21 protein-coding genes are annotated in these 20,580 nt (G+C 53.1%); 16 read left to right on the top strand and 5 right to left on the bottom strand.

The features are described from left to right. The first annotated feature begins 216 nt into the window (after nucleotides 1–216). From ACTCIA_RS10330 to ACTCIA_RS10320, 3 genes are all read left to right on the top strand, one after another. Entirely contained in the window at nucleotides 217–1,590 is a 1,374-nt protein-coding gene (locus ACTCIA_RS10330; protein ID WP_463001737.1) for a hypothetical protein, read from the top strand. Between the two features lie 154 nt (nucleotides 1,591–1,744). After that, entirely contained in the window at nucleotides 1,745–3,349 is a 1,605-nt protein-coding gene (locus ACTCIA_RS10325; RefSeq protein ID WP_463001736.1) for an acyl--CoA ligase family protein, read from the top strand. Between the two features lie 247 nt (nucleotides 3,350–3,596). Beyond that, nucleotides 3,597–4,118, top strand: a complete 522-nt coding sequence (locus tag ACTCIA_RS10320; protein ID WP_463001735.1) for a universal stress protein — start codon at nucleotides 3,597–3,599, stop codon at nucleotides 4,116–4,118. Between the two features lie 156 nt (nucleotides 4,119–4,274). Here ACTCIA_RS10320 and ACTCIA_RS10315 read toward each other — a convergent pair whose 3' ends face one another. Continuing rightward, nucleotides 4,275–5,048, bottom strand: a complete 774-nt coding sequence (locus ACTCIA_RS10315; RefSeq protein WP_463001734.1) for a glucose 1-dehydrogenase — start codon at nucleotides 5,046–5,048, stop codon at nucleotides 4,275–4,277. Nucleotides 5,049–5,351: 303 nt separating this feature from the next. Here ACTCIA_RS10315 and ACTCIA_RS10310 point away from each other — a divergent pair, with 303 nt between their 5' ends. Beyond that, nucleotides 5,352–5,888, top strand: coding sequence for a macro domain-containing protein (locus ACTCIA_RS10310; protein WP_463001733.1), 537 nt, complete (start codon nucleotides 5,352–5,354; stop codon nucleotides 5,886–5,888). 160 nt (nucleotides 5,889–6,048) lie between these two features. Continuing rightward, entirely contained in the window at nucleotides 6,049–6,996 is a 948-nt protein-coding gene (locus ACTCIA_RS10305; RefSeq protein ID WP_463001732.1) for an extracellular catalytic domain type 1 short-chain-length polyhydroxyalkanoate depolymerase, read from the top strand. Nucleotides 6,997–7,000: 4 nt separating this feature from the next. On the opposite strand, the gene ACTCIA_RS10300 is transcribed toward ACTCIA_RS10305, so the two are convergent. After that, complete coding sequence (locus ACTCIA_RS10300; RefSeq protein WP_463001731.1) at nucleotides 7,001–7,336, bottom strand: hypothetical protein; 336 nt, start codon at nucleotides 7,334–7,336, stop codon at nucleotides 7,001–7,003. A gap of 160 nt (nucleotides 7,337–7,496) precedes the next feature. Here ACTCIA_RS10300 and ACTCIA_RS10295 point away from each other — a divergent pair, with 160 nt between their 5' ends. Beyond that, nucleotides 7,497–7,931, top strand: a complete 435-nt coding sequence (locus ACTCIA_RS10295) for a hypothetical protein (RefSeq protein WP_463001730.1) — start codon at nucleotides 7,497–7,499, stop codon at nucleotides 7,929–7,931. Between the two features lie 18 nt (nucleotides 7,932–7,949). Here the strand turns inward: ACTCIA_RS10295 and ACTCIA_RS10290 are convergent, their stop codons facing one another. Continuing rightward, nucleotides 7,950–8,600, bottom strand: coding sequence for an OmpA family protein (locus ACTCIA_RS10290; protein WP_463001729.1), 651 nt, complete (start codon nucleotides 8,598–8,600; stop codon nucleotides 7,950–7,952). A 307-nt stretch (nucleotides 8,601–8,907) separates the two neighbouring features. Between ACTCIA_RS10290 and ACTCIA_RS10285 the strand changes: the two genes are divergently transcribed. From ACTCIA_RS10285 to ACTCIA_RS10270, 4 genes are all read left to right on the top strand, one after another. Continuing rightward, entirely contained in the window at nucleotides 8,908–9,864 is a 957-nt protein-coding gene (locus ACTCIA_RS10285) for a class I SAM-dependent methyltransferase (RefSeq protein WP_463001728.1), read from the top strand. Between the two features lie 23 nt (nucleotides 9,865–9,887). Beyond that, nucleotides 9,888–12,095 (top strand): molybdopterin-containing oxidoreductase family protein, encoded by a 2,208-nt coding sequence (locus tag ACTCIA_RS10280; protein ID WP_463001727.1) that lies wholly within the window; start codon nucleotides 9,888–9,890, stop codon nucleotides 12,093–12,095. Nucleotides 12,096–12,198: 103 nt separating this feature from the next. Continuing rightward, nucleotides 12,199–12,336 carry a hypothetical protein gene (locus tag ACTCIA_RS10275; RefSeq protein WP_463001726.1) on the top strand — a complete coding sequence of 46 codons (138 nt, stop codon included), beginning with the start codon at nucleotides 12,199–12,201 and terminating at the stop codon, nucleotides 12,334–12,336. 97 nt (nucleotides 12,337–12,433) lie between these two features. Then, on the top strand, nucleotides 12,434–12,646 hold the full coding sequence (locus ACTCIA_RS10270) for a hypothetical protein (RefSeq protein WP_463001725.1): 213 nt from the start codon (nucleotides 12,434–12,436) through the stop codon (nucleotides 12,644–12,646). Nucleotides 12,647–13,013: 367 nt separating this feature from the next. Here the strand turns inward: ACTCIA_RS10270 and ACTCIA_RS10265 are convergent, their stop codons facing one another. Together ACTCIA_RS10265 and ACTCIA_RS10260 are read right to left on the bottom strand one after the other, a co-directional pair. Further along, nucleotides 13,014–13,298, bottom strand: a complete 285-nt coding sequence (locus ACTCIA_RS10265; RefSeq protein WP_463001724.1) for a type II toxin-antitoxin system RelE family toxin — start codon at nucleotides 13,296–13,298, stop codon at nucleotides 13,014–13,016. Continuing rightward, nucleotides 13,295–13,564 (bottom strand): type II toxin-antitoxin system Phd/YefM family antitoxin, encoded by a 270-nt coding sequence (locus ACTCIA_RS10260; protein ID WP_463001723.1) that lies wholly within the window; start codon nucleotides 13,562–13,564, stop codon nucleotides 13,295–13,297. The genes ACTCIA_RS10265 and ACTCIA_RS10260 overlap by 4 nt, the downstream gene beginning before the upstream one ends. A 728-nt stretch (nucleotides 13,565–14,292) precedes the next feature. Between ACTCIA_RS10260 and ACTCIA_RS10255 the strand changes: the two genes are divergently transcribed. The 6 genes from ACTCIA_RS10255 to ACTCIA_RS10230 all read left to right on the top strand — a co-directional run bounded on the left by ACTCIA_RS10255 (nucleotide 14,293) and on the right by ACTCIA_RS10230 (nucleotide 20,568). Further along, nucleotides 14,293–16,743 (top strand): intermembrane phospholipid transport protein YdbH family protein, encoded by a 2,451-nt coding sequence (locus ACTCIA_RS10255; RefSeq protein ID WP_463001722.1) that lies wholly within the window; start codon nucleotides 14,293–14,295, stop codon nucleotides 16,741–16,743. A gap of 28 nt (nucleotides 16,744–16,771) precedes the next feature. Beyond that, a complete protein-coding gene (locus ACTCIA_RS10250; protein ID WP_463001721.1) occupies nucleotides 16,772–16,996 on the top strand; it encodes a YnbE family lipoprotein in 225 nt (74 codons plus the stop codon). 22 nt (nucleotides 16,997–17,018) lie between these two features. Beyond that, the gene (locus ACTCIA_RS10245) at nucleotides 17,019–17,420 is read left to right on the top strand and encodes a YdbL family probable chaperone protein (RefSeq protein ID WP_463001720.1); all 402 of its coding nucleotides are present in this window, start codon (nucleotides 17,019–17,021) and stop codon (nucleotides 17,418–17,420) included. A gap of 130 nt (nucleotides 17,421–17,550) precedes the next feature. Beyond that, nucleotides 17,551–18,606, top strand: coding sequence for a TRAP transporter substrate-binding protein (locus ACTCIA_RS10240; protein ID WP_463001719.1), 1,056 nt, complete (start codon nucleotides 17,551–17,553; stop codon nucleotides 18,604–18,606). Between the two features lie 172 nt (nucleotides 18,607–18,778). Continuing rightward, complete coding sequence (locus ACTCIA_RS10235; RefSeq protein ID WP_463001718.1) at nucleotides 18,779–19,273, top strand: TRAP transporter small permease; 495 nt, start codon at nucleotides 18,779–18,781, stop codon at nucleotides 19,271–19,273. Continuing rightward, entirely contained in the window at nucleotides 19,270–20,568 is a 1,299-nt protein-coding gene (locus tag ACTCIA_RS10230; protein WP_463001717.1) for a TRAP transporter large permease, read from the top strand. The genes ACTCIA_RS10235 and ACTCIA_RS10230 overlap by 4 nt, the downstream gene beginning before the upstream one ends. The last annotated feature ends 12 nt before the right edge of the window (nucleotides 20,569–20,580 follow it).

The raw sequence follows: 20,580 nt of genomic DNA, 5'->3' as shown, positions 1-20,580 counted from the left end.
ACCTGGAAATTGAAATACATGGTAGTGCCAAGACCAAAATGTAGTTTTGTATTATATTGTTTTTTCAATATGTTTTCGAATCGTGGTGTTCAAAATCAGTTTAAGATTATTTTCTTTATATCTTTCCGAATTCATTCAATTTACAATCTTATATCGCCTTGATACCCTCCTGTTTAACCGATACGTTTCTTCAAACATTTATCACAGGAGGTTGTCATGGCGATTCAACGTAAAGACAATCAGGCACAGCCCGGAATCAAGTGGTGGCGGTTCAAGCTTCGGATTCCGGGGGTTCACGTGGGCTTTTCCCTTTCGGAAATGATTCAGGGAGGGCTGCTGACCACGGCAACCGCCGGTGTGGTGGCCGCCTTGACCATGAAGTATTTTGACGTCCCGTTTGAACTGGCCTGGGCTGTCATGTTCATCCAGCTTTTTTGGTTGGTGGCCCATACAATGATCTTTGGTGAACCATACGCACCAGGCTGGATAACCCCGGCGCTTCCTCTTGTCATGGTCTTTCTCGGGCAGTTTCAACCCGGTTTAGAGGCGATACAGGCAATGACAGCACTGACGCTTTGCGTTTGCGCAATATTTCTTTTTTTTGCAGCAACCGGGCTGGGGGAACGTTTTTTTCAGTGGGTTCCCCCGGAACTCAGGGCGGCCATTATTTTCGGCGGCGCAATCTCGGCTTTTAACTCTGAATTTGACCGCCTCGACTCCATGCCCTACACTCTTCCCATTGTATGGGCCATCGTGATTGTTCTCATGTTTTCTGTGTGGTTTGCAGAAGCCAAGCAAAGGGTCAAAGTTTTTAAGCTTATGGCCAGTATGGCACTGTTGGTGGGTTTTCTGGTTGCAGCAGTGGTCGGCCCCCTATTCGGGGAACTTTCCTTTGATATCAAAATGGGCTTTCATGTGCCGGCCATCGGTGAATATATCCGAACGGTTTCCCCCTTTTTCGTGGGATGGCCGGGACCAGACATGTTTGTCCAGGCAATTCCCCTGGCCCTGATGGTTTATATTTTTGTCTTTGGAGACCTTGTTCTGGCCAATACTTTAAATGAACAGGCCTCTGAAGTCCGCAAAGATGAGGTCATTGAGGCGGACAACACCCGCACCCATTTTACTCTTTTTATCAAAAATATCGGGCATCTGTTGATGGCCGGCCCTTTTATTCCGCTGCACGGTCCCATGTGGACCGGGGTCCACGTATTTCTCATCGAAAAATACAAGACCGGCCGCAATTTTATGGATTCCATTTTCACGGGAATGTTTAATTGGTACTGGCCGGCCTTTCTGCTGGCACTGCTGGTGCCGGTTGTTTCTTTCATGAAACCGCTGCTGCCGGTTGCATTGTCGATTACCCTTATACTGACCGGGTTCGCATGTGCCTATATTGCCATATCCATGGTTAAAACCCCGGTCAGCCAGGGGTACGCTTTTTTTGTGGGCATGGTCATCGCAAAATTCGGACCCGCATGGGGACTGGGCATTGGTGTGGGTCTTTATTTTCTTTTGATTCTTAAAAAATTGCCCATTTTAGGAGGAGGCCTGGAAAAAGCGGCGGTTCCGGTCAATCCAGAGGAGTAGTTGTTAACCGCTGGTATTTGCTTTCGATCTTCTTAGCGCAGGCAAAGTCGCCGGCCTGACCCATGATACACCGTCGGTCACGGATTTCCCGGCAATAACGACGGTTGCAATTGTCAGGACTGGAAATTGAAATGAAATTCAAGAAAGGGGGATTATGAAAGACGCATCCGTAAATTACGAAGTGGAAACACCAGTCAATTTTTTGGAGCGCAGTGTACTGGTTTATCCGGAAAAAACTGCGGTCGTCTATAATGACAAGCGATACAGCTATCAGGAGTTTTACGAGCGCGTCAACCAACTCGCCAGCGCTCTGCAAAAAGCGGGGATCAAAAAGGGGGACAAGGTCGCCTTTATCTGTCCCAACACCCCGCCGTTGCTTGAAGCCCATTACGCGGTGCCGTTGGTCGGAGCCGCACTGGTCAGCGTAAACATCCGGTTAAGTGGCAGGGAAATCGCCTATATCCTGGATCATTCGGACAGCAAAATGGTTTTTGTGGACAATGAGTTTGCAGACACCGTAAAGCCCTTCATTGACCAACTCGGCAAAGTGGAAGCCTATGTCAACATCTGCGATGTAAGCCAGGATTGCCCGCTTTCCGGTACCGATTACGAATCATTTCTCAAGACCGGACAGATCTCCCGCGTGGAAAATCGAATTGATGATGAGCGGGATGTGATCACCATTAATTACACCAGCGGCACCACGGGCATGCCCAAGGGCGTCATGTACCATCACCGGGGGGCATACCTGACGGCACTCGACGATGTCCTGGAAACACGCATGGGCTATGATTCGGTATACCTCTGGACCCTGCCCATGTTTCATTGCAACGGCTGGTGCTTCACCTGGGGGGTCACTGCGGTCGGGGCCACCCATGTCTGCCTCCGGAAAGTCGACCCCGCGGAAATCTTCAAGCTCATCAAAAGGGAGAACGTCTCTCATATGTGTGGTGCACCGATTGTTTTAATCGGTATGGCCAATTATGCCCAGAGCCATGATATTAAACTGGAAAGGCCCTTGATGATCGCCACCGGCGGCGCCCCGCCGTCCCCGTCGATTATTGAGCAAATGGAGTCCATGGGCGCCAATATTACACATGTCTATGGTTTGACAGAAGTCTACGGGCCCAACACCATCTGTGCCTGGAAGCAGGAATGGGAAAAACTGCCCCCGGAAGAGCAGGCGAAATTAAGGGCCCGGCAGGGGGTGCCCTACATTGTCTCCAAAAATATGGATGTGGTGGACCAGCAGAGCATGGAACCCGTTGCCCGGGACGGCAAAACCATCGGGGAAATCGTCATGCGGGGCAACCTGGTCATGCTTGGCTATTACAAGGATGAGGCGGCAACCAAAGAAGCGTTTCGCGGGGGCTGGTTTCACTCGGGCGACTTGGCGGTGATGCACCCGGACAATTATGTCCAGATAATGGACCGGGAAAAGGATATTATCATCAGCGGCGGGGAAAATATTTCCAGCGTCGAGGTGGAAAACACCATTTACAAGCATCCGGATGTCCTCGAAGTGGCTGTTGTTGCAAGTTATGACGAAAAATGGGGCGAAGTGCCCAAGGCGTTTGTCACCTTAAAACAGGGGACAAGTGTTTCAGAGGAGGAAATTATTACATTCTGTAAAGAGAACCTGGCCCGGTACAAGGCCCCCAAGAAGATCGAGTTTGCCGAGCTTCCTAAAACGGCAACCGGCAAGATCCAGAAATATGTGCTCCGGCAGAAGGAAAAACAACAAGCCGGGAAGAACTAATTCCGCTATCCATTCTTCATCCGGGGACAGTATATGAATTTATTTTGTCCTCATATATTTTGTCCCCGGATTTCAATAAAAACATTGTTTCGATCCACGCCCCCGCGCGCGGGCGGCTTTTTGATCAAGGATTAAAACCGCTTTTTGAAAAAAGGCAGGCAGGCACATTTTTATGATTCAGGGCAAAAAAATACATGATGCAGCCGCAATCATTCTCTATTATTGAATGAAATATCAGGAGGATAAAATGAAGGTACAAATGGCTCAAATAAAGAAAATACTTTATACAACAGATCTCTCTGATACATCTCTGCAAGCTTTTTCTTATGCAGTGAGTCTTGCAAACTGTTATAAAGCAAGTATTACCATCTTACACGTTATGGCTGATGACAGTGACATTGAACCATTCCTCATGAATGTTCTTGATGAAGACCAAATCCAAGCTCTCAGGAACCGGCACCATGCTGAAGCAATGGAGACCCTTACCGGGAAGAGAAGGGCCAATGTTTTTGCCAAGGAGGCAATAAGCCAATTTGCAGAGGATGTGAAAACAGATTTTGGATCTTTATCCCTGGACATGGATGAAGTCCTTGTTCTGCGGGGAGAGCCTGCCAAGAAAATTCTGGAGGTCTCCAGGGAACACAAACACGATCTCATTGTCATGGGGACACATGGACATGGCATCATAGAAGACTTCCTGGGCTCGGTCGCTCGAAAAGTGACCCGTCAAGCCAGCATTCCTGTTCTGAGCGTGCCGCTTATGAAGTGAGACGTCACTGCAAAAGTCAATAAAGGGTTGCCGGTGAAGTCGGCCACCGTTTCCGGAGGTGGGCCTGTCGAGTTACAGATGATGTAATGTAAAGTTCTCTTCCCGGTTCGTGAACAATGAGAAGGCTGTTGCCGATCTGTCGGTTATCTCTTTTTTCTACTCGGCGTAGATCATTTTCCGGGTCATGCCGCCGTCGGTGACAAAGTTCTGTCCTGTCACAAATTCCGCCTGGCTTGAGGCCAGCCAGGCGGCCAGTGCGGCCACGTCCCCGGGAACGCCCACCCGGCCGGCGGGATGCTGTGAGTGGTCCTGTTGGGAAAGCTGCGGTGCTGAACGGCTGCTCTTTTTTTGCCACTCCGCGGTTTCAATCCAGCCCGGGCTGATGGCGTTGACGCGCACTTTCGGGCCCAGGGAAACGGCCAGTGCGTGTGTGAGGGCCACGACACCGCCCTTTGAGGCGGAATACGCCTCGGTGTGTGGTTCGGACTGCAGGGCCCGGGTGGAGGCGATGTTGATGATGCACCCCAGGGTTTTGGCCAGAAAGGGCGCTCCATGCCTGGCGCACAAAAAACACCCGGTTAAGTTCACATCAATCACGCGCCGCCATTGTTCCAGGGCCAGTTCCGTGACCGGCACGCCGAATGAATCGGTGATACCCGCGTTGCAGACCAGCACGTCGAGCCGGCCGAACCGGTTCACCGCTTCGGCAACCGCATTTTCCACCTCCGGTTCCGCGGCCACGTCACAGGCAACAGCAGCCGCATTTCCTTGTTCTTCAAGCTCCGCTGCGGTTTCACGGCCGGCTTCTTCGTCGCAGTCTGCAATCAGCACGTTCATGCCGTCTTTTATGAATCGCTCCGCAATGGCCCGGCCAATGCCCTGGGCACCGCCGGTAACCATGGCTGCGGGTTTTGCCTGATTCGTTGACATGTAAACACGCTCCTTTTGTATTTAATGGGGGTGGATAAAATCGATTTGTGTGTCCTTGCCATTTCTGTGATTAAAGTATAGCAAACGTGTATGTCAAAGCCCATTTTCAAATGCAACGGCAATAAGGTTTGCACCCGCTGACTCATGAACAGCCTATATTTGCAGGCTTTGGCATATTATTATCTGGAGTTCTTCATTTGAAAGGGAAAAAGCTTTGCCCGTCCCGGCTGGAATGGTAATTTTATGTATTAATGCAAACAAGAATGGATTTCTGGTAAGTTAAACAAAGGGAGGATTGGGCTTATGACCCAAAAAAAACTTCACGGCGCAGTATTGGAATGCGTGCAGGGCGATATCGCAAACCAGCCGGATATGGATGCGGTTGTCAATGCGGCCAATGCGGAGCTTCTGATGGGCGGCGGCGTGGCCGGAGCGATCCATCGGTCTGCGGGGCCGGGTCTGGAAGAAGAATGCCGGCCGCTGGCGCCCATCGATCCCGGCCAGGCGGTGATCACCGGCGCGCATAATCTGCCCAACCGTCATGTGATTCATTGTCTGGGGCCGGTCTATGGAAGGGACAATCCCTCTGATCAGCTGCTGGCGGAATGCTACCGCAATGCCCTGCAGCTGGCAGAACAAAACGGCCTGCAGTCGGTTGCTTTTCCGGCCCTTTCCACGGGGGCATTTGGATACCCCCTGGAACCGGCTGCACGGATTGCAATCAACACGGTGATTGAGCAGCTGCCGGGCCTGAAATCGGTCAAGCATGTGCGCTTTGTTTTGTTCAGCAGTTTCGATCAGCAGGTATATGAAAAGCTTTTCGACGAAATGACCGGCTGAAATCTCTTTCAGGCCGCAAGCCCCGAAGGGGTTAAAGCATAACAATCCGGGGCAGGTTTGGGTAAGCGCTTAAGAAAAAAGGGAAGGCAACAATATCCGGGGCAATAATGTGCCGGGCGCAAGCTTTTTCATTTAAAAGCGGGGGAGGGGGGGTGCGGTCTTGTTCAAAACACTGACATGGACGGCTGTCGGCGTGTGTCTGTTTTTTTGTGCCTGTATAAGCGGTTCGACTTCGCAGCGTCTGGCGGCCGGCAAAAGCGAGACCATCAAGGTTGATATCCGGGAAATGGGATTTCGCCGCAGCTACAGGGTGCATCGGCCGGCCGGATCAGCCGGAAACGCCAAACTGCCATTGCTCGTAATGCTGCATGGGGCTTTTGAAACCGCCAAAAGCATGGAGCGGCTCACCGGCTTCAGCGACCTTGCCGACAGGGAGAACTTCATTGTTGTCTATCCCAACGGCATCGGTCTTTTCGGGTTTCTGCAGCACTGGAATGCCGGGCACTGCTGCGGTAAGGCCCAGAAAGACGGCATTGATGACGTGGCCTTTCTTGAAACGGTTTTAAATGATGTGTGTTCGCGTTTTCCAGTTGATCCAAACCGCATTTATATGGCCGGTCATTCAAACGGCGGCATGCTGGCCTGTCTGTATGCAGGGGAAAAACCCGGACGTCTTGCGGGTCTGGCCGTGGTTTCAGGCACAATTGGCAGCCGGGAGGTGAAAAAAGGTGTGTGGCAGCAGATTGCCCGGCCTTCCTTTGGACTTCCGGTTCTTATCATTCACGGGTACAACGACCAAACCGTTCCCTATTCCGGAGGACCTTCCCGCAACCATAAAAGCCGGGAATTTGTCTCGGTGGCCGATAGCATGGCGTTCTGGAAGTCCGTGAACCAATGCCGGGGCGAAGCCGGGAAGCATTCCTTGTGCAACGGCCGCGTTTTTGTGCAGCAATGGATGACAGGCGCCCACCGGCTTGTGCTGCATACCATTTACGACTGGGCCCACGATTGGCCGGGACCGCGGGTGCCGGCCGGGGATAAAAACAGCCGCGCCCTTGAAAACTATGACGCGGCTGATGCCATTTGGGATTTTTTCCGGGCCCTTTGATGCGTCATGTGCAGTTTAGCACCATGCTGTGCTGGGCTTCATACGGCCGGTGAGCCAGAGCCGTGTCAGGGGTCACATAGCCCGGCACGGCCACGCCGGAATCAAACTGGGCATAATTGACAAAGGTGCGCCCGTCAATGCGGACTTTCATGCCGGAGACAGGGCCCTTTAACGGAACAATGGCCCAGGTGGTTTTAAATTTTTCAGCCACATCGACAAACCCAAGTTTTTCAGCTGCGGTTCCAATGGAGACTTCCACATAATGTCTGCCGTGTTTGTCAATATGGTCTTTATGGCTATGGCTGATCGCTTCAATAACTTTATCGATGTCTTTGTTCATGCCTTTTTCTCCTTTAAAGGAAAATTGATATAATTCTATATCCTAAAAAAGAAAATAAGGCCTGTGCGGGAACAATCAACTATGGCGGAGAGTAAATTTTTTGCTGTGCTTTGCCGGAAAAGCGTTAAAAGCATTGACCTATCTGCGAGCAGGCCTGCTTTTGCACGCAATCACATTGCTGGAAATCGTGATCCTGGCAAAGGCCGGGCCGGGATGCTTTCCGGACGCAGAAGATTCCTGGCCGCAGATTGTCTGCAAGGGCATTCTCCTGGTCTTTCTGGCAAGCCTGCCCGTATTGTCGCAACTCGACGCCCGGTGCCGGTATCAGAATTACAAAAGGGTCGGGGATCAGTTGCGCCGCCGCGGGTTTGACCCCCGCATCCTGCGGCCGCTGATGAAATCGCGCTGTCAGCGGGATGCAGCCGGGCTCGCCGCCCGCAAATCAGGCCATGGAAAGGCCTGCAGGGCATTTTTCCGATCATGCGGCTACCGCTGGTATCATGTATTGCCGGATTTTCTGTTTACCCGCCCAAGTTTTTTGCTAAGCCGGCATTTCTGGAAATCAACGTTTTTTCTCAAAGCCTATCGCAGGTAACTCCTTCCCGCCTGTGGTTTACCCTTCGGCCTGGCGAATGGGGGTGATCCGGATTTCAACTCTCCGGTTGACCGCATCCGATGATGAAATGGGCTGGCTTTCACCATAGCCGATGGCACTGACTCTTCTGGGATCCACATTTTGCTGGATAAGGGCGTTTTGGACCGCTTCGGCCCGTCGTTCAGAAAGCCGCTGGTTGTAATCCTCCGGACCCACCTGGTCAGTGTGGCCCTCCACCCGAAGCAGGGTCTGGGGGTATTGGTTGAGGACCTTGGCCACCCGGGCAATTTCATTCATTCCGCCAGGCTTGATGGTGGCGGAATCAAAGTCAAACATGAGCTCTGATTTGAAGGTGGTGACCAGCACATCCTGCTGGCGCCGGACGCTGGCGGCCTCGGAAGTTGCAACGGCATTCTGCAGCTCCTGTTCCTGGCGGTCCATGTAAGCCCCGACCCGGTTTCCGGCAATGCCGCCAAGCACAGCGCCAATGCCGGCCCCGGCCAGCGTGCCCTCGGTATCCCCGCCGATGACCTGGCCCAGGATGGCGCCAACGCCTGCCCCGACCGCCGCACCGGTTCCGGTGCCTTTTTGCTGCCTGGTCTGTCCCGCGCATCCGATCAGAGCGACTACAAGGATTAAAGCCAGCAGGATTTTTATTGTGTTTTTCACTTTTGACCTCCATTGAGAATTTCGTTTTTCATCAATTCCTGAGCCCGCTGCAAAGGGCTGAGGCAAGACTTGCATATAAAAAAATAATTACTATTTTTATCAATTCGGAGTTGGCCTGTAAAGCCGGAAATCGAGCTTTTTGGTTATTGGCTGTTTTAAACAATGCGCGTCTTTCTCCAAATTGTCAAATTATTGGACCAAAACAGGCGCCAATTGTTTTGAAGGGAAAAATTTTTTGCAGATTACAGCAAACAGCGCTATGCTTTTCTGCCCATAAAAAGAAAACCAACTGCAGCAAGGAGCATCAATGAAGCACTGGGTGGCGGAAAAACTCATATGTCCGGACTGCCTGCCGGAAGAAAATCCCCTGAAAACACAAATCAGCCGCGAGGCCAAAGGCGATATCATTGACGGGAAACTCCATTGCCCGGCCTGCGGACGCAGTTATCCTGTTCAAGACGGCATAGCCAATCTGCGCCCGGAAAAAACTTCCAGGGTCAAAAGCGCCAATAACGGATATAACGCGCCGGTGATGCTGTCTGCCTATATGTGGAGCCATTTCGGAGATCTGCTGGCCGATGCCCGGGCAACAGATGCCTACCGGATCTGGTCCCAGAGCTTTGTTCCCGCAAGCGGCGATGCCCTGGACGTGGGCTGTGCAGTTGGGCGCCTGAGCTTTGAACTTTCCAAGACCCATGACCGGGTCATCGGCATTGACACCTCTTTTGCGTTTATTGCCAGGGCCCGGCAGATCGTGCGGGAAAAAAATCTTGATTTCGAGCTTGTGGTGGAGGGCAATCTCACCGAGCGCAAGCATGTGGCCTTTGACAACGGGTGGCATTTTGAAAATATTGATTTTATCGTGGCCGATGCTTTGGCGCTTCCCTTTGCCGGCCGGGATTTTTCCGGTGTGGCGGCCATTAACGTGCTTGAAAAGGTGCCGGACCCCTTAAAGCACTTGGAAGAGGTCAACCGGGTATTGCGCCCCAAAGATGCCATGTTTCTATTCTCTGATCCGTTTTCCTGGGACCCGGCCTTTTCACCGCCCGAGCGCTGGCTGGGCGGCAGCAGAAACGGCGGCAGCCCTTACAGCAAGCGGGGCATTGACACCATCCGCCGGATGTTTGCCGGAGAATTCGGCGTGTTTGATCCGCCCTTTGAAATTGCCGATCAGGGCGATGTGTCCTGGAAAATCCGAAAAACCGAAAACCTCTGGGAACAAATCACCTCCCAGTTTCTGGTTGGCTGCAGAAAGTCTGATTAAGCATTGTCCAAGGAGCGTCAGTTTTGAAACAGCGGCAAGGTATCTGCGGTTTATGTTTTCACAGCCCCGGATGCGGGGTGATCGCCAGTTTTGATGAAAACGACCGGATTGTCGGCCTTGAGCCCGACCCGGGTGCGCCCATGGGACAGGTGCTATGCCCCATGGCCCGAAGCGTGGAGGAAATCGTTTACTCGGATAAGCGCATCACTCATCCCATGAGGCGCAAGGGGCCCAGGGGAACCTATGAGTTTGAGCCCATTTCCTGGGATGCGGCCTATGACCTGATTGCGGAAAAGCTTTTGGAAATAAAGGAGCAGTACGGGCCTGAGGCTGCCGGGTTTTATGCCGGCACAGGCTCCTATGAGCGGGCGTTTAAAGACGCCTTTCAGCTAAAGGGTTCGGAAATCTATCTGGCCTCAAGCATCCTGTTTCCCTATGGATCGCCCAATACCTTCGGAGTGGGGGCCCCGTGTTACACGTCTTTGGGTGTGCTGGCCCCCAAGCTTACCATGGGCTGCAGACACATTGACATGTATTCGGATGTGGACAATGCAGACCTGATTTTGGTGTGGGGAACCGATCCTTCCACTGCCACGCCGCCGGCCATGTACAGCCGTCTGGCAAACGCGGCCGCAGAGGGTGCCGAGATCATTGTGATCGATCCGAGAAAAACCCGGTGTGCGGATCTGGAAGGCAGCCGGTGGATTCCCATACGTCCGGGCTCTGACGGGGCCCTGGCCCTGGGCCTGGCCCATGTGATGATCCGGGATGATCTTTACGACAAGGAATTTGTGGAAAACTGGACCCGGGGCTTTGATGAATTTGCCCGGTATGTCCGGGATTTTCCGCCCCGGCGGGTAGCGGAACTCACCGGGATCCCGGAGGAGACCATCGCGGATCTGGCAGAGCAGATCGCCGATGCCGAGGGCGCCACTTACATCATGTACACGGGCCTGGAATACACCAAAAGCGGTGTGCAAAACATCCGGGCCGTGATGGTGCTCTGGGCCCTGGCCGGCCAGCTTGACGTGGAAGGCGGCCGCTGTTTTCTGGGCCCGGATCGGATGTTTCCCCTGCCGGAAAACAGACAGATCGCCACCCCGGGTTATGAGAAATCCATTGGAAAAGACCAGTTTTCGGTTTATTCACATTACTGCGGCGGTGAACCCCATGCCAGTCTGCTGCCAAAGGCGATTTTGGAGGGCGATCCGTATCCCGTCCGCGCATTGCTGGTGCTGGGCGCTTCCCTGATCACCTCCTGGCCCAATGCCGGGCTCTGGCGCCGGGCCCTGGATAAGCTCGATTTTCTGGTATGCATGGATCTGCAGATGACAAGGGATGCGGCCTGCGCCGATCTCGTGCTGCCGGCTGCCACGGCATTTGAGCATTCTTCGTACTGCTATTACGCAAATACCATCCGCTACCGGGAGCAGCTAATCGAGCCCGTGGGCGAGGCCAGATCCGGTTTCCAGATCTTGACCGGCCTGGCCCAACGACTGGGCTACGGAGATTTGTTTCCCGATAATCCGGATGAACTGCTGGCGGATATTCTTCATGAGTCCGGCCATACCATGGATGAGCTAATGGCTGCGGACAGAAAGGCCCTTTCCCTGCCAGAAGCACCCATGCGCTTTCACAAGTGGGAGCAGGGACTGCTGCGCAAAGACGGCCAGCCCGGTTTTGAAACCCCTTCGGGCAAGTTTGAGATTTTTTCCACCGTTCTTGACCAGCACGGATTTGCCGGGCTCCCGGAGTACGAGGAATCCGATGAAACCCCGGTAAGCAGCCCGGACCTGGCAAAACGCTACCCGCTGATTCTGGGAACCGGCCCGTTTAAACCGGACATGAAGTCCTGTTTGCGTGCCGTGCCCTCTTTTATCAAAAAATACCCGCACCCGGCTCTCCAGATTCACCCGGATGATGCCGGGCCCAGAAAAATCAAGACCGGCGACGGCGTCAGCATCAAAACCCCCAGGGGCCAGGTGGTCATGCGCGCATTTGTCACAGACCGGATCATGCCGGGTTTTGTCTACGCGCCCGTGGGCGGCGGCGGCCCCCTGGGCACTGCAGAGTGGCAGCAGGCCAATGTCAATGAAATCACAGATGACCGGCAGTACGATCCCATATCCGGATTTCCGGTTTACAAAACCCTCTTGTGCCAGGTCAAAAAGAAAAAACGGGTGCGTAAAACAGCTGCTTCTGCGGACCCGAGCCTGGGTTGCGGGGGATAAAAAGCGCTTAAAAGTCAGTGGGCATGAGAGTGCCTGTGTCTCTGCGAGTTTGCACTCCCTTTTCACGAGAATTATTTTTTAAATTGAAAGGGGGTGGAAAACCATGGCCGAAGAAGAAAAAGACAGAGTTAAAGAGGAAAAAGAGCGGCGCCAGGAGATGTTGGACAAGCTGGACAAGGATACAACGGATGCTGAGACGTTGGATCCGGAAAAAGCCAAGAAATCTGAATCAGACAAATAATCTGCCGCTCATGTCAATTGCTTAAACAACAACACGGGGCCGGACTGTATGGTCCGGCCCCGTGTTGTTGTTTAAGCAAAAAAAAGAAAGGCGACCCATGACACAGGCCAAATGCCCGGTATGCGGATGTGAGCAGTTTTACGTCAAGGACCCGGATGATGAATTCGAGGTTTATGAGTTTGAGTGCCGGGAAGGGGAGGTCTGTTTTGACGAGGCCGCAGATCCCGGCCAATGCCCGGAAATAGATGAAAGCACAGAAATCTTTTGCAATGCATGTGCCTGGCATGACCGGTTTGAAAAAATCAAATAAGACAGTGCCGGTTGATTTATCACTGCTTGAGTCTGTATTTTCGCATGATGCCGACCCGGGGGCGGTTTGCTCCCTGCTGACCGCTTGGGCGCTCAATGCGACTCGCAAACCACCCCCGGGCCGGCATCATGGCCAACTGTGTGCAAAGTTTCACACCAAGGGATCCGGAGCAACACATCCAAGTCTTGGAAGCAACTTCAGGGAAAGTTACCGTTATAGCTCGGTCCCGGGCGGCGGCCCTATGGAAACATTTCCAAGATAAGCCCAAGGCGGACGCCGACCGCAGGGCTTTCTTCCTTACAAACAGCGGACGCGGTAAAAAGCTTTTTACGGGGATATCAATCCTGAAAGGGCAGGATCGGGCAAATTATTTTCGTTTGATGGCCAGGCGGTAAATCTCCTTGTCCCGTCGCGGTCCCACAGCCAGCACATAAACCACTACTTTTTTTTCAAACACCTGATAGACCACCCGGAGATCTCCGACGCGCAATTTCCGGAAACTGCCCAGGTTGCCGGACAAAGGGGCTCCAAACTGCAAAGGCGCGTGGATGAGTTTTTCATCGATTGCCTTTACGATCCGCCGTGCCGCAGCCGGCCCTACACTTTCCAGATCTTCTTCCACATCATGGTGGTAGATCACCGCCCATTTCATGTTCCGAATTTTTTCTTTATCCGGGCATGGGACAATGCTTTTTGTTCATCAAAAGTTTCCGTCCTTGCCAGTGCCAGGGCCGTGAGGCGCAAATCCTCCATTTCCTCCTGCATGGCCTCATAGCTTTCCATGGACAAAAGAACCGCTTTGGGGGAATTGTTTTTCAGGATGATGAGTTTTTCAGGTTCCCCTTTTGACAGTGCATCCAGGGTGGCTGACGTTTTTTTGGAAAGGTCTGTGGCTGAAAGAAAATCTTTTGCGCGCATTCAAGGCTTCCTTTAAATATTTGCTGATTGTTTTGATAATAATCTGATTATTGTCTCTTGTCAATCAGCCTGATTTATCACTGCCTGGTCCTGTAATTTTCGCATGATGCCCGCCCGGTGGCGGTTTGCTCCCTGCTGACCGCTTGCGCGCTCAATGCGACTCGCAAACCACCCCCGGGCGGGCATCATGGCTGACTGTGTGCAAAGTTTCACACCAAGGGAGTCGGAAGAAACACATTCAAGTCTTGGAAGCAACTTCAGGGAAAGTTAATGTTATAGGTCGGGCTCGGGCTGCGGCCCGGGGGAATACTCTAAATAACTTCGTTCAAGGTTCAAAGTTCAAGGTTCAAGGTTCAAAAAAATAAAATCAAAGCTTTTAATCATGCGGCAAAAAGTTATTTGCAGTATTCGGTCCTGGGCTGCGGCCCTGGGGGAACACTTCCAAGGAAGCCCAAGGGCGGGGTCGGCTTTTGAAGCGACATTGAGCGTTTTTGCGTGAAAATTTCAAACTGTTTGATCAATCCGCAAAAACGGTCAGGAGCGAAAAAGCCGACGCCGACCGCAGGGCTTTCTTCCTTCACAAACAGCGGACGCGGTAAAAAGCTTTTTACTGTGCCATCAGACAAAAAATCTTTTGCAATGCATGGGCCCGGCAGGGTATGCTGGAAAACATCCGATAGAGGTGTTGTCTGACAATCCGGCAATCAGGGGCACAGGGCTGTGGGCGCATGCAAACCCAACTTCGCAGGCTGATTGGAAAAACCGTACGTATTATTGTGCCGGTTTTGCTCTGTTTGCTTTTGGCAGCCGTGGGCGCACTCACCCTCGGTCCGCCTGCCCTGGAAAAATACATTGCTTACCGGATGCAGGACGCAGGTCTGGAAAACCCTCAGATATCAGTGGTCTCCATTGGCCCTGGCGGCCTGGATCTAAGGGATGTCTCCGCAGACAACCCGGATTTTGAGATCGATTTTGTTCATTTCAGCTATACCGTAAAAAGCCTGATGCAGGGCCGGGTTACAGAGGTTCGCATCTCCGGCCTGAGATATCATGCGGACCTGGACCGTCGCGTGCCCGCCTCAGCCGCTTCGTCTGCCTCGCCGGATACTCAGCGTTTTTCCGATGCGATGTTAAGAGATCAGATCAGCACACTGGTTTTTTTTGATCAAATCCATATCCGCAATTCGGTTCTGGAAATCGGTTTTTCCAACACCTGCCATACAGTGTTGTTTGACGCGGCCCTGGCTGCACAAAACATTGACAATCTTCATTTTACTCTAAATCCCCTGGTTTACGGCATACCTGTGCATATTCAAGGCCGTATGGATTTAAAGGCCCTGAAAACAAGCGGGCAGATTCGCGTGTTCGCACATCAGGACCCCGCATCCCAACATGTGCCCGCAGATTGGCAGAAACCCGACAAAATTGCCGATCCGGACCTTGCCCCGGGAATTTTGGGAAACTGGTCTGTTGATTTGGGGGAAAAACAACAAGGGCGGTTTGAAGTTTCTGCCGCCGCCCGCAGCCTTGATTTTTCCGGATTTGGTGTGGAGGCCGGATTGGACAGGGCTTTTTTTTCAGCCCGGGCCTTTTTTGACAATGAGTGGACATTACACGATGCCAAAGCAGAGCTTGGCTTAAACGGACTTTTTTATAAGGATTTTCAGATTGATTCCTTAGAATGTGTGCTCACGGAAAAAGGTTCGGACCTGGCCCTGGCCGCAGACATGGGCCGCCCGTTTGCGGCATCGCTTCGGATCAAAGGTACGCAGAGCCGTTTTTCTGAAATCCCGGAAACCGGCAAGTGGCAGGCGGATTTAAACTGGCATCTTACGGGGCAGATCACTTCGGCACAACTGGCGGCCATGCTGCCCGTGGATATCCGGATCAATCCGGCGGCCCGCCTGGATGCCGCAGGCCGGCTTGCAGCCGGTTTTTCGTCTGACGGGGCCAATAAGAAAAACCCGGGCCAAAATTCCTGGTCCGTGGATCTGCAAACGGAAAAATTCACATTTACACCCCTTAACATCCATGTTCCGAAAAGCCTTTTAACTCTTCAGGGCCTGGAACTGCCCGGCCCGGTTTCTGTAAAAGGCGGCCCCAACGGCTGGAAGACCCGCATTTACGCCAAAGTCAACCAGGTCCGGATGGCATCGCCCGGCATTGACATCCGGGATGCCGCCCTGGATCTTCCTGTGGTTGTCAATGATAAAACCGCAGAACCCGGCAATTTTGCCATTTCTATGATTCAATATGACGACATTGCCCTGCCGGCTGTAACCGGCACGGCCCTTGTCCGGGCCCAAACCCGGGATCGGCTTTTGCGCCCGGTGCTGCAGCCGGAATTGACCGTTTCCGTTGAAAACGGAGACATTGACTGGCCCCAATCCGGCCTCAAAGCCGCGGGCATCAACGGCCGTGTGCAAATCCGGGACCTTTTTCCCTTGACCACACCGGGCAATCAGCGCATAGATATCAAAAGGCTGCAGGCCGGAGAGCTGCGGCTCGAAGACGGATTTGTGATATTTCGGATCGAACCCGAAAGCCTGTTTCTGGAAAAAACCCGATGGCATCTGCCAGACCGCGGGGTCCTGACAGCCCATTCATCCAGATTGAATTTTGATCCCCTGGCCGCGGATTTGGATGTTTTTTTTCAGGATGTGGATCTAATCGGTCTGGCTGCCCGGCTTACTGAGGAAAAAATTATTGGCAGCGGCCGGGTGCACGGCCGGGTTCCAATTCAATGGCGGCCGGAGCGCATCCGCATCGCCAGGGGTTTTTTGTATTCAGTGCCCGGCACCGGACGGTTCGGGATCAAAGATGAAAAATGGCGCAATGCCCTGATGCTTTACGTGCGCGATGCCCTGGCCGGACACGAGTATCTTTCCCTGCTTTCAAAACGCCTGGAAAAGGCCCTTGGCAATTTTGAGTACCATTTTTTATCCATTAACCTGGAGCCCGGAAATCAGGATGCCGCAGCCCGGATCGAACTGCGGGGCAAGGGAGTTGAAGGCGAGTCTCCCCAGGAGGTGGGAAGCCTTGTGATCAACGTCAATGCCATTGAAGAGATCTTAAACCGGGTATTGGGGTTTTACAGCACAAAGGACCGGTCCATTGCAGAGGCCCTGGATGTACTTTTTGAGGATTCCAGTAAAATCGACCAGGACAGCGGAAAATGACAAAACCGATAAACCAGGGAGGGGTTTTATGAAAACGGTTATTGCAGCGGCGCTTGTGGTAATCATGGCCGCAGCCGGCGCCTGCACAAGGCATCATGTAACGGCTGATACCACTCACCGGGTGGAAATCGCCCCGATTCATGTCACCGTGGACGTGAATTTAAAAGTGCAAAAGGCTTTGGACGAGGCCTTGAGCTTTCAGGGGGATATGAACGAAATATTTACCGAAGAAGAGCTCAAACAACTTCAATAATATATATTTTTGGGGGGAAAAAATGAAAACAACCCATAAAGTTGTCCGGATTTTTGTCCTGGTTTTTTTCTGTGGCCTGATGACGGCTCCTGCTTTTGCCCAAACCAAGCAGGAGGTGGCCGCCAGCATGCGCGACCGCCACCCGGCCCTGATGGCGGCCAAGGACAAAGGGCAGGTGGGCGAGGCCTGGACCGGACTGGTGGGCCTGGTGTCGGCAAACGCGCCGGCATCGGTGCAAAAACTGGTGGACGCGGAAAACCATGACCGCAAACTGCTTTTCAGAATCATTGCCGGCGAGACCAGCGCTTCTTTGCAGGAAGTGGCGCGGCAGAACCGGATACGCATGTATCGCCTGGCCAAGGGCCATCATTTTGTCCAGGATGCCAACCGCAACTGGGTAAAGAAAAAGGATCTGGGTTGGTGATGCGGCCAATGCAATATGGTGAAATGTTTCATACTTGACACATACACCGATTCCTGCGATATCCATGCAGAATCTGTTTGAGCCAGGACCTGCAGCCAAATTTTGCCTATCAGTAAAAAGGGGACCGACCATGAACAAAACATTTTTTCGTTTGTGTGCCGCCGTCTGCATGCTGTTTTTGATCACCGCGTGCGGGCAATCCGATGATTCAGACAAGCAAGCCCAAAAACAGGGCGCGCCGGAAAAATCAGAAACCATTGAACTGAGCTATTCCGTGTTTTTCCCTCCCACCCATGCCCACAGCAAGGCCGCTGAAGACTGGGCCAGGCAGGTGGAGGCCCGCACTGACAATGCCGTGAAAATCAACATGTATCCCGGCGGTACCCTTACCGGGGCGGCTGAATGCTACGACGGGGTGGTCAGCGGCATCTCGGATATCGGCATGTCCTGCTTTGCCTATACCCGGGGCCGGTTTCCGGTGATGGAAGCCGTGGACCTGCCCCTGGGATATCCCGATGGAATGACCGCCACAAGAGTGGCCAACCAGTTTTACCAACAGATAGATCCCGAGGAATTAAAGGACGTCAAGGTGTTATACCTCCACGCCCACGGCCCGGGTCTGCTGCACACCAAAAAACCGGTTGAGACCCTGGCCGATCTCAAGGGCATGCAGATCAGATCAACGGGCTTGAGCGCCAAGATGGTCCAGGCCCTCGGGGCCACGCCCGTGGCCATGCCCCAGGGCGACACCTATGAGGCCCTGCAGAAAGGCGTTGTGGAAGGCACTTTTGCCCCCATGGAAACCCTCAAGGGTTGGCGGCAGGGCGATGTGATTGATTACACCACCAATTGCCAGCAAATCGGTTATACCACCACCATGTTTGCGGTCATGAACAAGGAAAAGTTCAATCAGTTGCCAGAAGACGTTCAGGATGTGATCAACGAGGTGAGCGAGGAATGGATCGAGGTCCATGGGCAGGTATGGGACGATGCGGACAAGGAAGGCCTGGCCTACACCCGTGAGCAGGGAAATGAGATCATTGAGCTTTCAGAAGCGCAAAGTGCCCAATGGAAGGAAGCCATTTCCCCGGTGATCGACGATTATATAACAGATGCCCGGGAAAATGGTCTTGAGGGGCAAAAGTCCGTGGATTTGCTGCGCAGCCTTATTGAAAAACAGAATTGATAAGCCTGTAAAAAGTATTTTTTACAGGCAGCGTTAAGTTTTAAGTGGTTAAGTGTTAAGTAAAATCAATAAGTTGCCTCTTTAGTGGTTGACGGTGACATCCGTTTTAGGACTTTTTACGGCACCATCAGAACTGATATCTGCAACAGTTTTTATTTGTCCGGGACCATAGATGATATCCGTTATACGCGCCAATCGCTATATTGCCAGGGCCGCTGGAACAGTGAACTGGATTGCTGCAGCGGCCATTGTTTTAATGATGCTGGTCACCACGGGTGACGTGGTTTTGCGTTTCTTCCGGTTTTCCATACCCGGGGCCTATGAGACCATCGGCTTTCTGGGTGCCCTGGCCATTTCCTTTTCCCTGCCGTACACGGCTGCGGAAAAAGGCCACATTGCCGTGGATTTCCTGGTGCCGCGCCTGCCCCGGACAGCGCGGATTGTCATCCACAGCATCAACAGTCTGGTATCCCTTGTCCTGTTTGCCGTAATCGCCTGGCAGAGCATGGTTTACGGTTCTGTTTTGAAAGCCAGCAACTCTGTTTCCGCCACCCTGGAGATGCCCATTTATCCGTTTGTTTACGGGGTGGCGGCCGGGTGTATCCTGCTTTGCCCGGTGCTGGTCATGGATCTGCTGCTGCGTCTGCGGGGGGCTGAGACCCAATGACGCCCACAACCATCGGTCTGATCGGTATTGCCGCCCTGTTTTTGCTTATCTTTTCCCGGCTGCCCGTGGGCTATCTCATGGCCGTGATCGGGATTGTGGGATTCGGCACAATTGTATCTTTTGATGCGGCCCTGAATCTGACAGCCAGGGACGTGTTTTCGGTTTTCAGTTCCTATAACCTCACCGTGATTCCGCTGTTTGTGTTCATGGGCCAGATTGCCTTTCATTCCGGGATTTCATCCCGGCTTTTTGATGCCGCATACCGGTTTGTGGGCCATATCCCCGGCGGGCTGGCCATTGCCACCATTGGTGCATGCGCCGGATTTTCTGCCATATGCGGCTCCACCAATGCCACGGCCGCCACCATGGGCGCGGCCACTTTGCCGGAAATGAAACGCTACAATTACAAGCCCGAGCTGGCCACCGGCGTGGTGGCTGCAGGCGGCAGCCTGGGCATCCTGATTCCGCCCAGTGTTGTGTTTATTGTCTACGGGATTCTCACGGAACAATCCATTGGCGAGCTGTTTGTGGCAGGGCTGCTGCCGGGGCTGCTTTTGTGTGTGCTCATGGTGGCCAGCATTCTGATCTGGACAAGGATGCGCCCGGATCTGGGGCCCAAGGGGGAAAAATTCACCCTGCGCCAGAAACTGGCCTCTTTATCCGGCCTGATCGAAACCCTGGTGATCTTTGTGCTGGTCATGGGCGGGCTTTTCAAGGGGATTTTCACCCCCACCGAGGCCGGGGGCATCGGGGCCTTCTGCACCCTGGCAGTGGCGCTGATCCGCAGAAACCTCAGCATGGAGGGTTTTGTCCAGGCCCTTTTTGAAACCACCCGGATTACCTGTATGATCCTGGTAATCGTGGCCGGGGCAACGATTTTCAGCCGGTTTATGGCTGTTACCCGCATTCCCTTTGACATTGCCGGCTGGATCACCGCCCTGGACATGAGCCCGGCCATGATCATGTGTCTGATCATCGGGGTTTATTTTCTGGGCGGTTGCTTTATCGATGCCCTGGCCCTGGTGATGCTCACCATACCCATTTTCTATCCCGTGATCCTGGAACTGGGCTATGATCCCATATGGTTCGGCGTGGTGATCGTGCTGGTCACCCAGATCGGGGTGATCACCCCTCCGGTGGGCGTCAATGTCTACGTGGTCAGCGGGGTGGCCCGGGACGTGCCCTTAAACACGATTTTCAAGGGTGTTGTGCCCATGCTCATTGCCATGATCATCACCACCCTTTTGCTCATCCCGTTTCCGCAGATCGCCCTGTACCTGCCAAGCCTGCTTTAAAGCTCTTTTATT

Source organism: Desulfosalsimonas sp., from assembly GCF_055149105.1.
Note: the sequence above shows the minus strand (reverse complement) of the source record. Positions and strands in the feature narration are given on the sequence as shown.

What these genes read in the sequence shown, in the direction of transcription:
- ACTCIA_RS10330 (WP_463001737.1), top strand. Translation starts at nt 217, where the DNA reads ATGGCGATTCAACGTAAAGACAATCAGGCACAGCCCGGAATCAAGTGG.
- ACTCIA_RS10325 (WP_463001736.1), top strand. Translation starts at nt 1,745, where the DNA reads ATGAAAGACGCATCCGTAAATTACGAAGTGGAAACACCAGTCAATTTT.
- ACTCIA_RS10320 (WP_463001735.1), top strand. Translation starts at nt 3,597, where the DNA reads ATGAAGGTACAAATGGCTCAAATAAAGAAAATACTTTATACAACAGAT.
- ACTCIA_RS10315 (WP_463001734.1), bottom strand. Translation starts at nt 5,048, where the DNA reads ATGTCAACGAATCAGGCAAAACCCGCAGCCATGGTTACCGGCGGTGCC.
- ACTCIA_RS10310 (WP_463001733.1), top strand. Translation starts at nt 5,352, where the DNA reads ATGACCCAAAAAAAACTTCACGGCGCAGTATTGGAATGCGTGCAGGGC.
- ACTCIA_RS10300 (WP_463001731.1), bottom strand. Translation starts at nt 7,336, where the DNA reads ATGAACAAAGACATCGATAAAGTTATTGAAGCGATCAGCCATAGCCAT.
- ACTCIA_RS10285 (WP_463001728.1), top strand. Translation starts at nt 8,908, where the DNA reads ATGAAGCACTGGGTGGCGGAAAAACTCATATGTCCGGACTGCCTGCCG.
- ACTCIA_RS10275 (WP_463001726.1), top strand. Translation starts at nt 12,199, where the DNA reads ATGGCCGAAGAAGAAAAAGACAGAGTTAAAGAGGAAAAAGAGCGGCGC.
- ACTCIA_RS10270 (WP_463001725.1), top strand. Translation starts at nt 12,434, where the DNA reads ATGACACAGGCCAAATGCCCGGTATGCGGATGTGAGCAGTTTTACGTC.
- ACTCIA_RS10265 (WP_463001724.1), bottom strand. Translation starts at nt 13,298, where the DNA reads ATGAAATGGGCGGTGATCTACCACCATGATGTGGAAGAAGATCTGGAA.
- ACTCIA_RS10260 (WP_463001723.1), bottom strand. Translation starts at nt 13,564, where the DNA reads ATGCGCGCAAAAGATTTTCTTTCAGCCACAGACCTTTCCAAAAAAACG.
- ACTCIA_RS10255 (WP_463001722.1), top strand. Translation starts at nt 14,293, where the DNA reads ATGCAAACCCAACTTCGCAGGCTGATTGGAAAAACCGTACGTATTATT.
- ACTCIA_RS10250 (WP_463001721.1), top strand. Translation starts at nt 16,772, where the DNA reads ATGAAAACGGTTATTGCAGCGGCGCTTGTGGTAATCATGGCCGCAGCC.
- ACTCIA_RS10245 (WP_463001720.1), top strand. Translation starts at nt 17,019, where the DNA reads ATGAAAACAACCCATAAAGTTGTCCGGATTTTTGTCCTGGTTTTTTTC.
- ACTCIA_RS10240 (WP_463001719.1), top strand. Translation starts at nt 17,551, where the DNA reads ATGAACAAAACATTTTTTCGTTTGTGTGCCGCCGTCTGCATGCTGTTT.
- ACTCIA_RS10235 (WP_463001718.1), top strand. Translation starts at nt 18,779, where the DNA reads ATGATATCCGTTATACGCGCCAATCGCTATATTGCCAGGGCCGCTGGA.
- ACTCIA_RS10230 (WP_463001717.1), top strand. Translation starts at nt 19,270, where the DNA reads ATGACGCCCACAACCATCGGTCTGATCGGTATTGCCGCCCTGTTTTTG.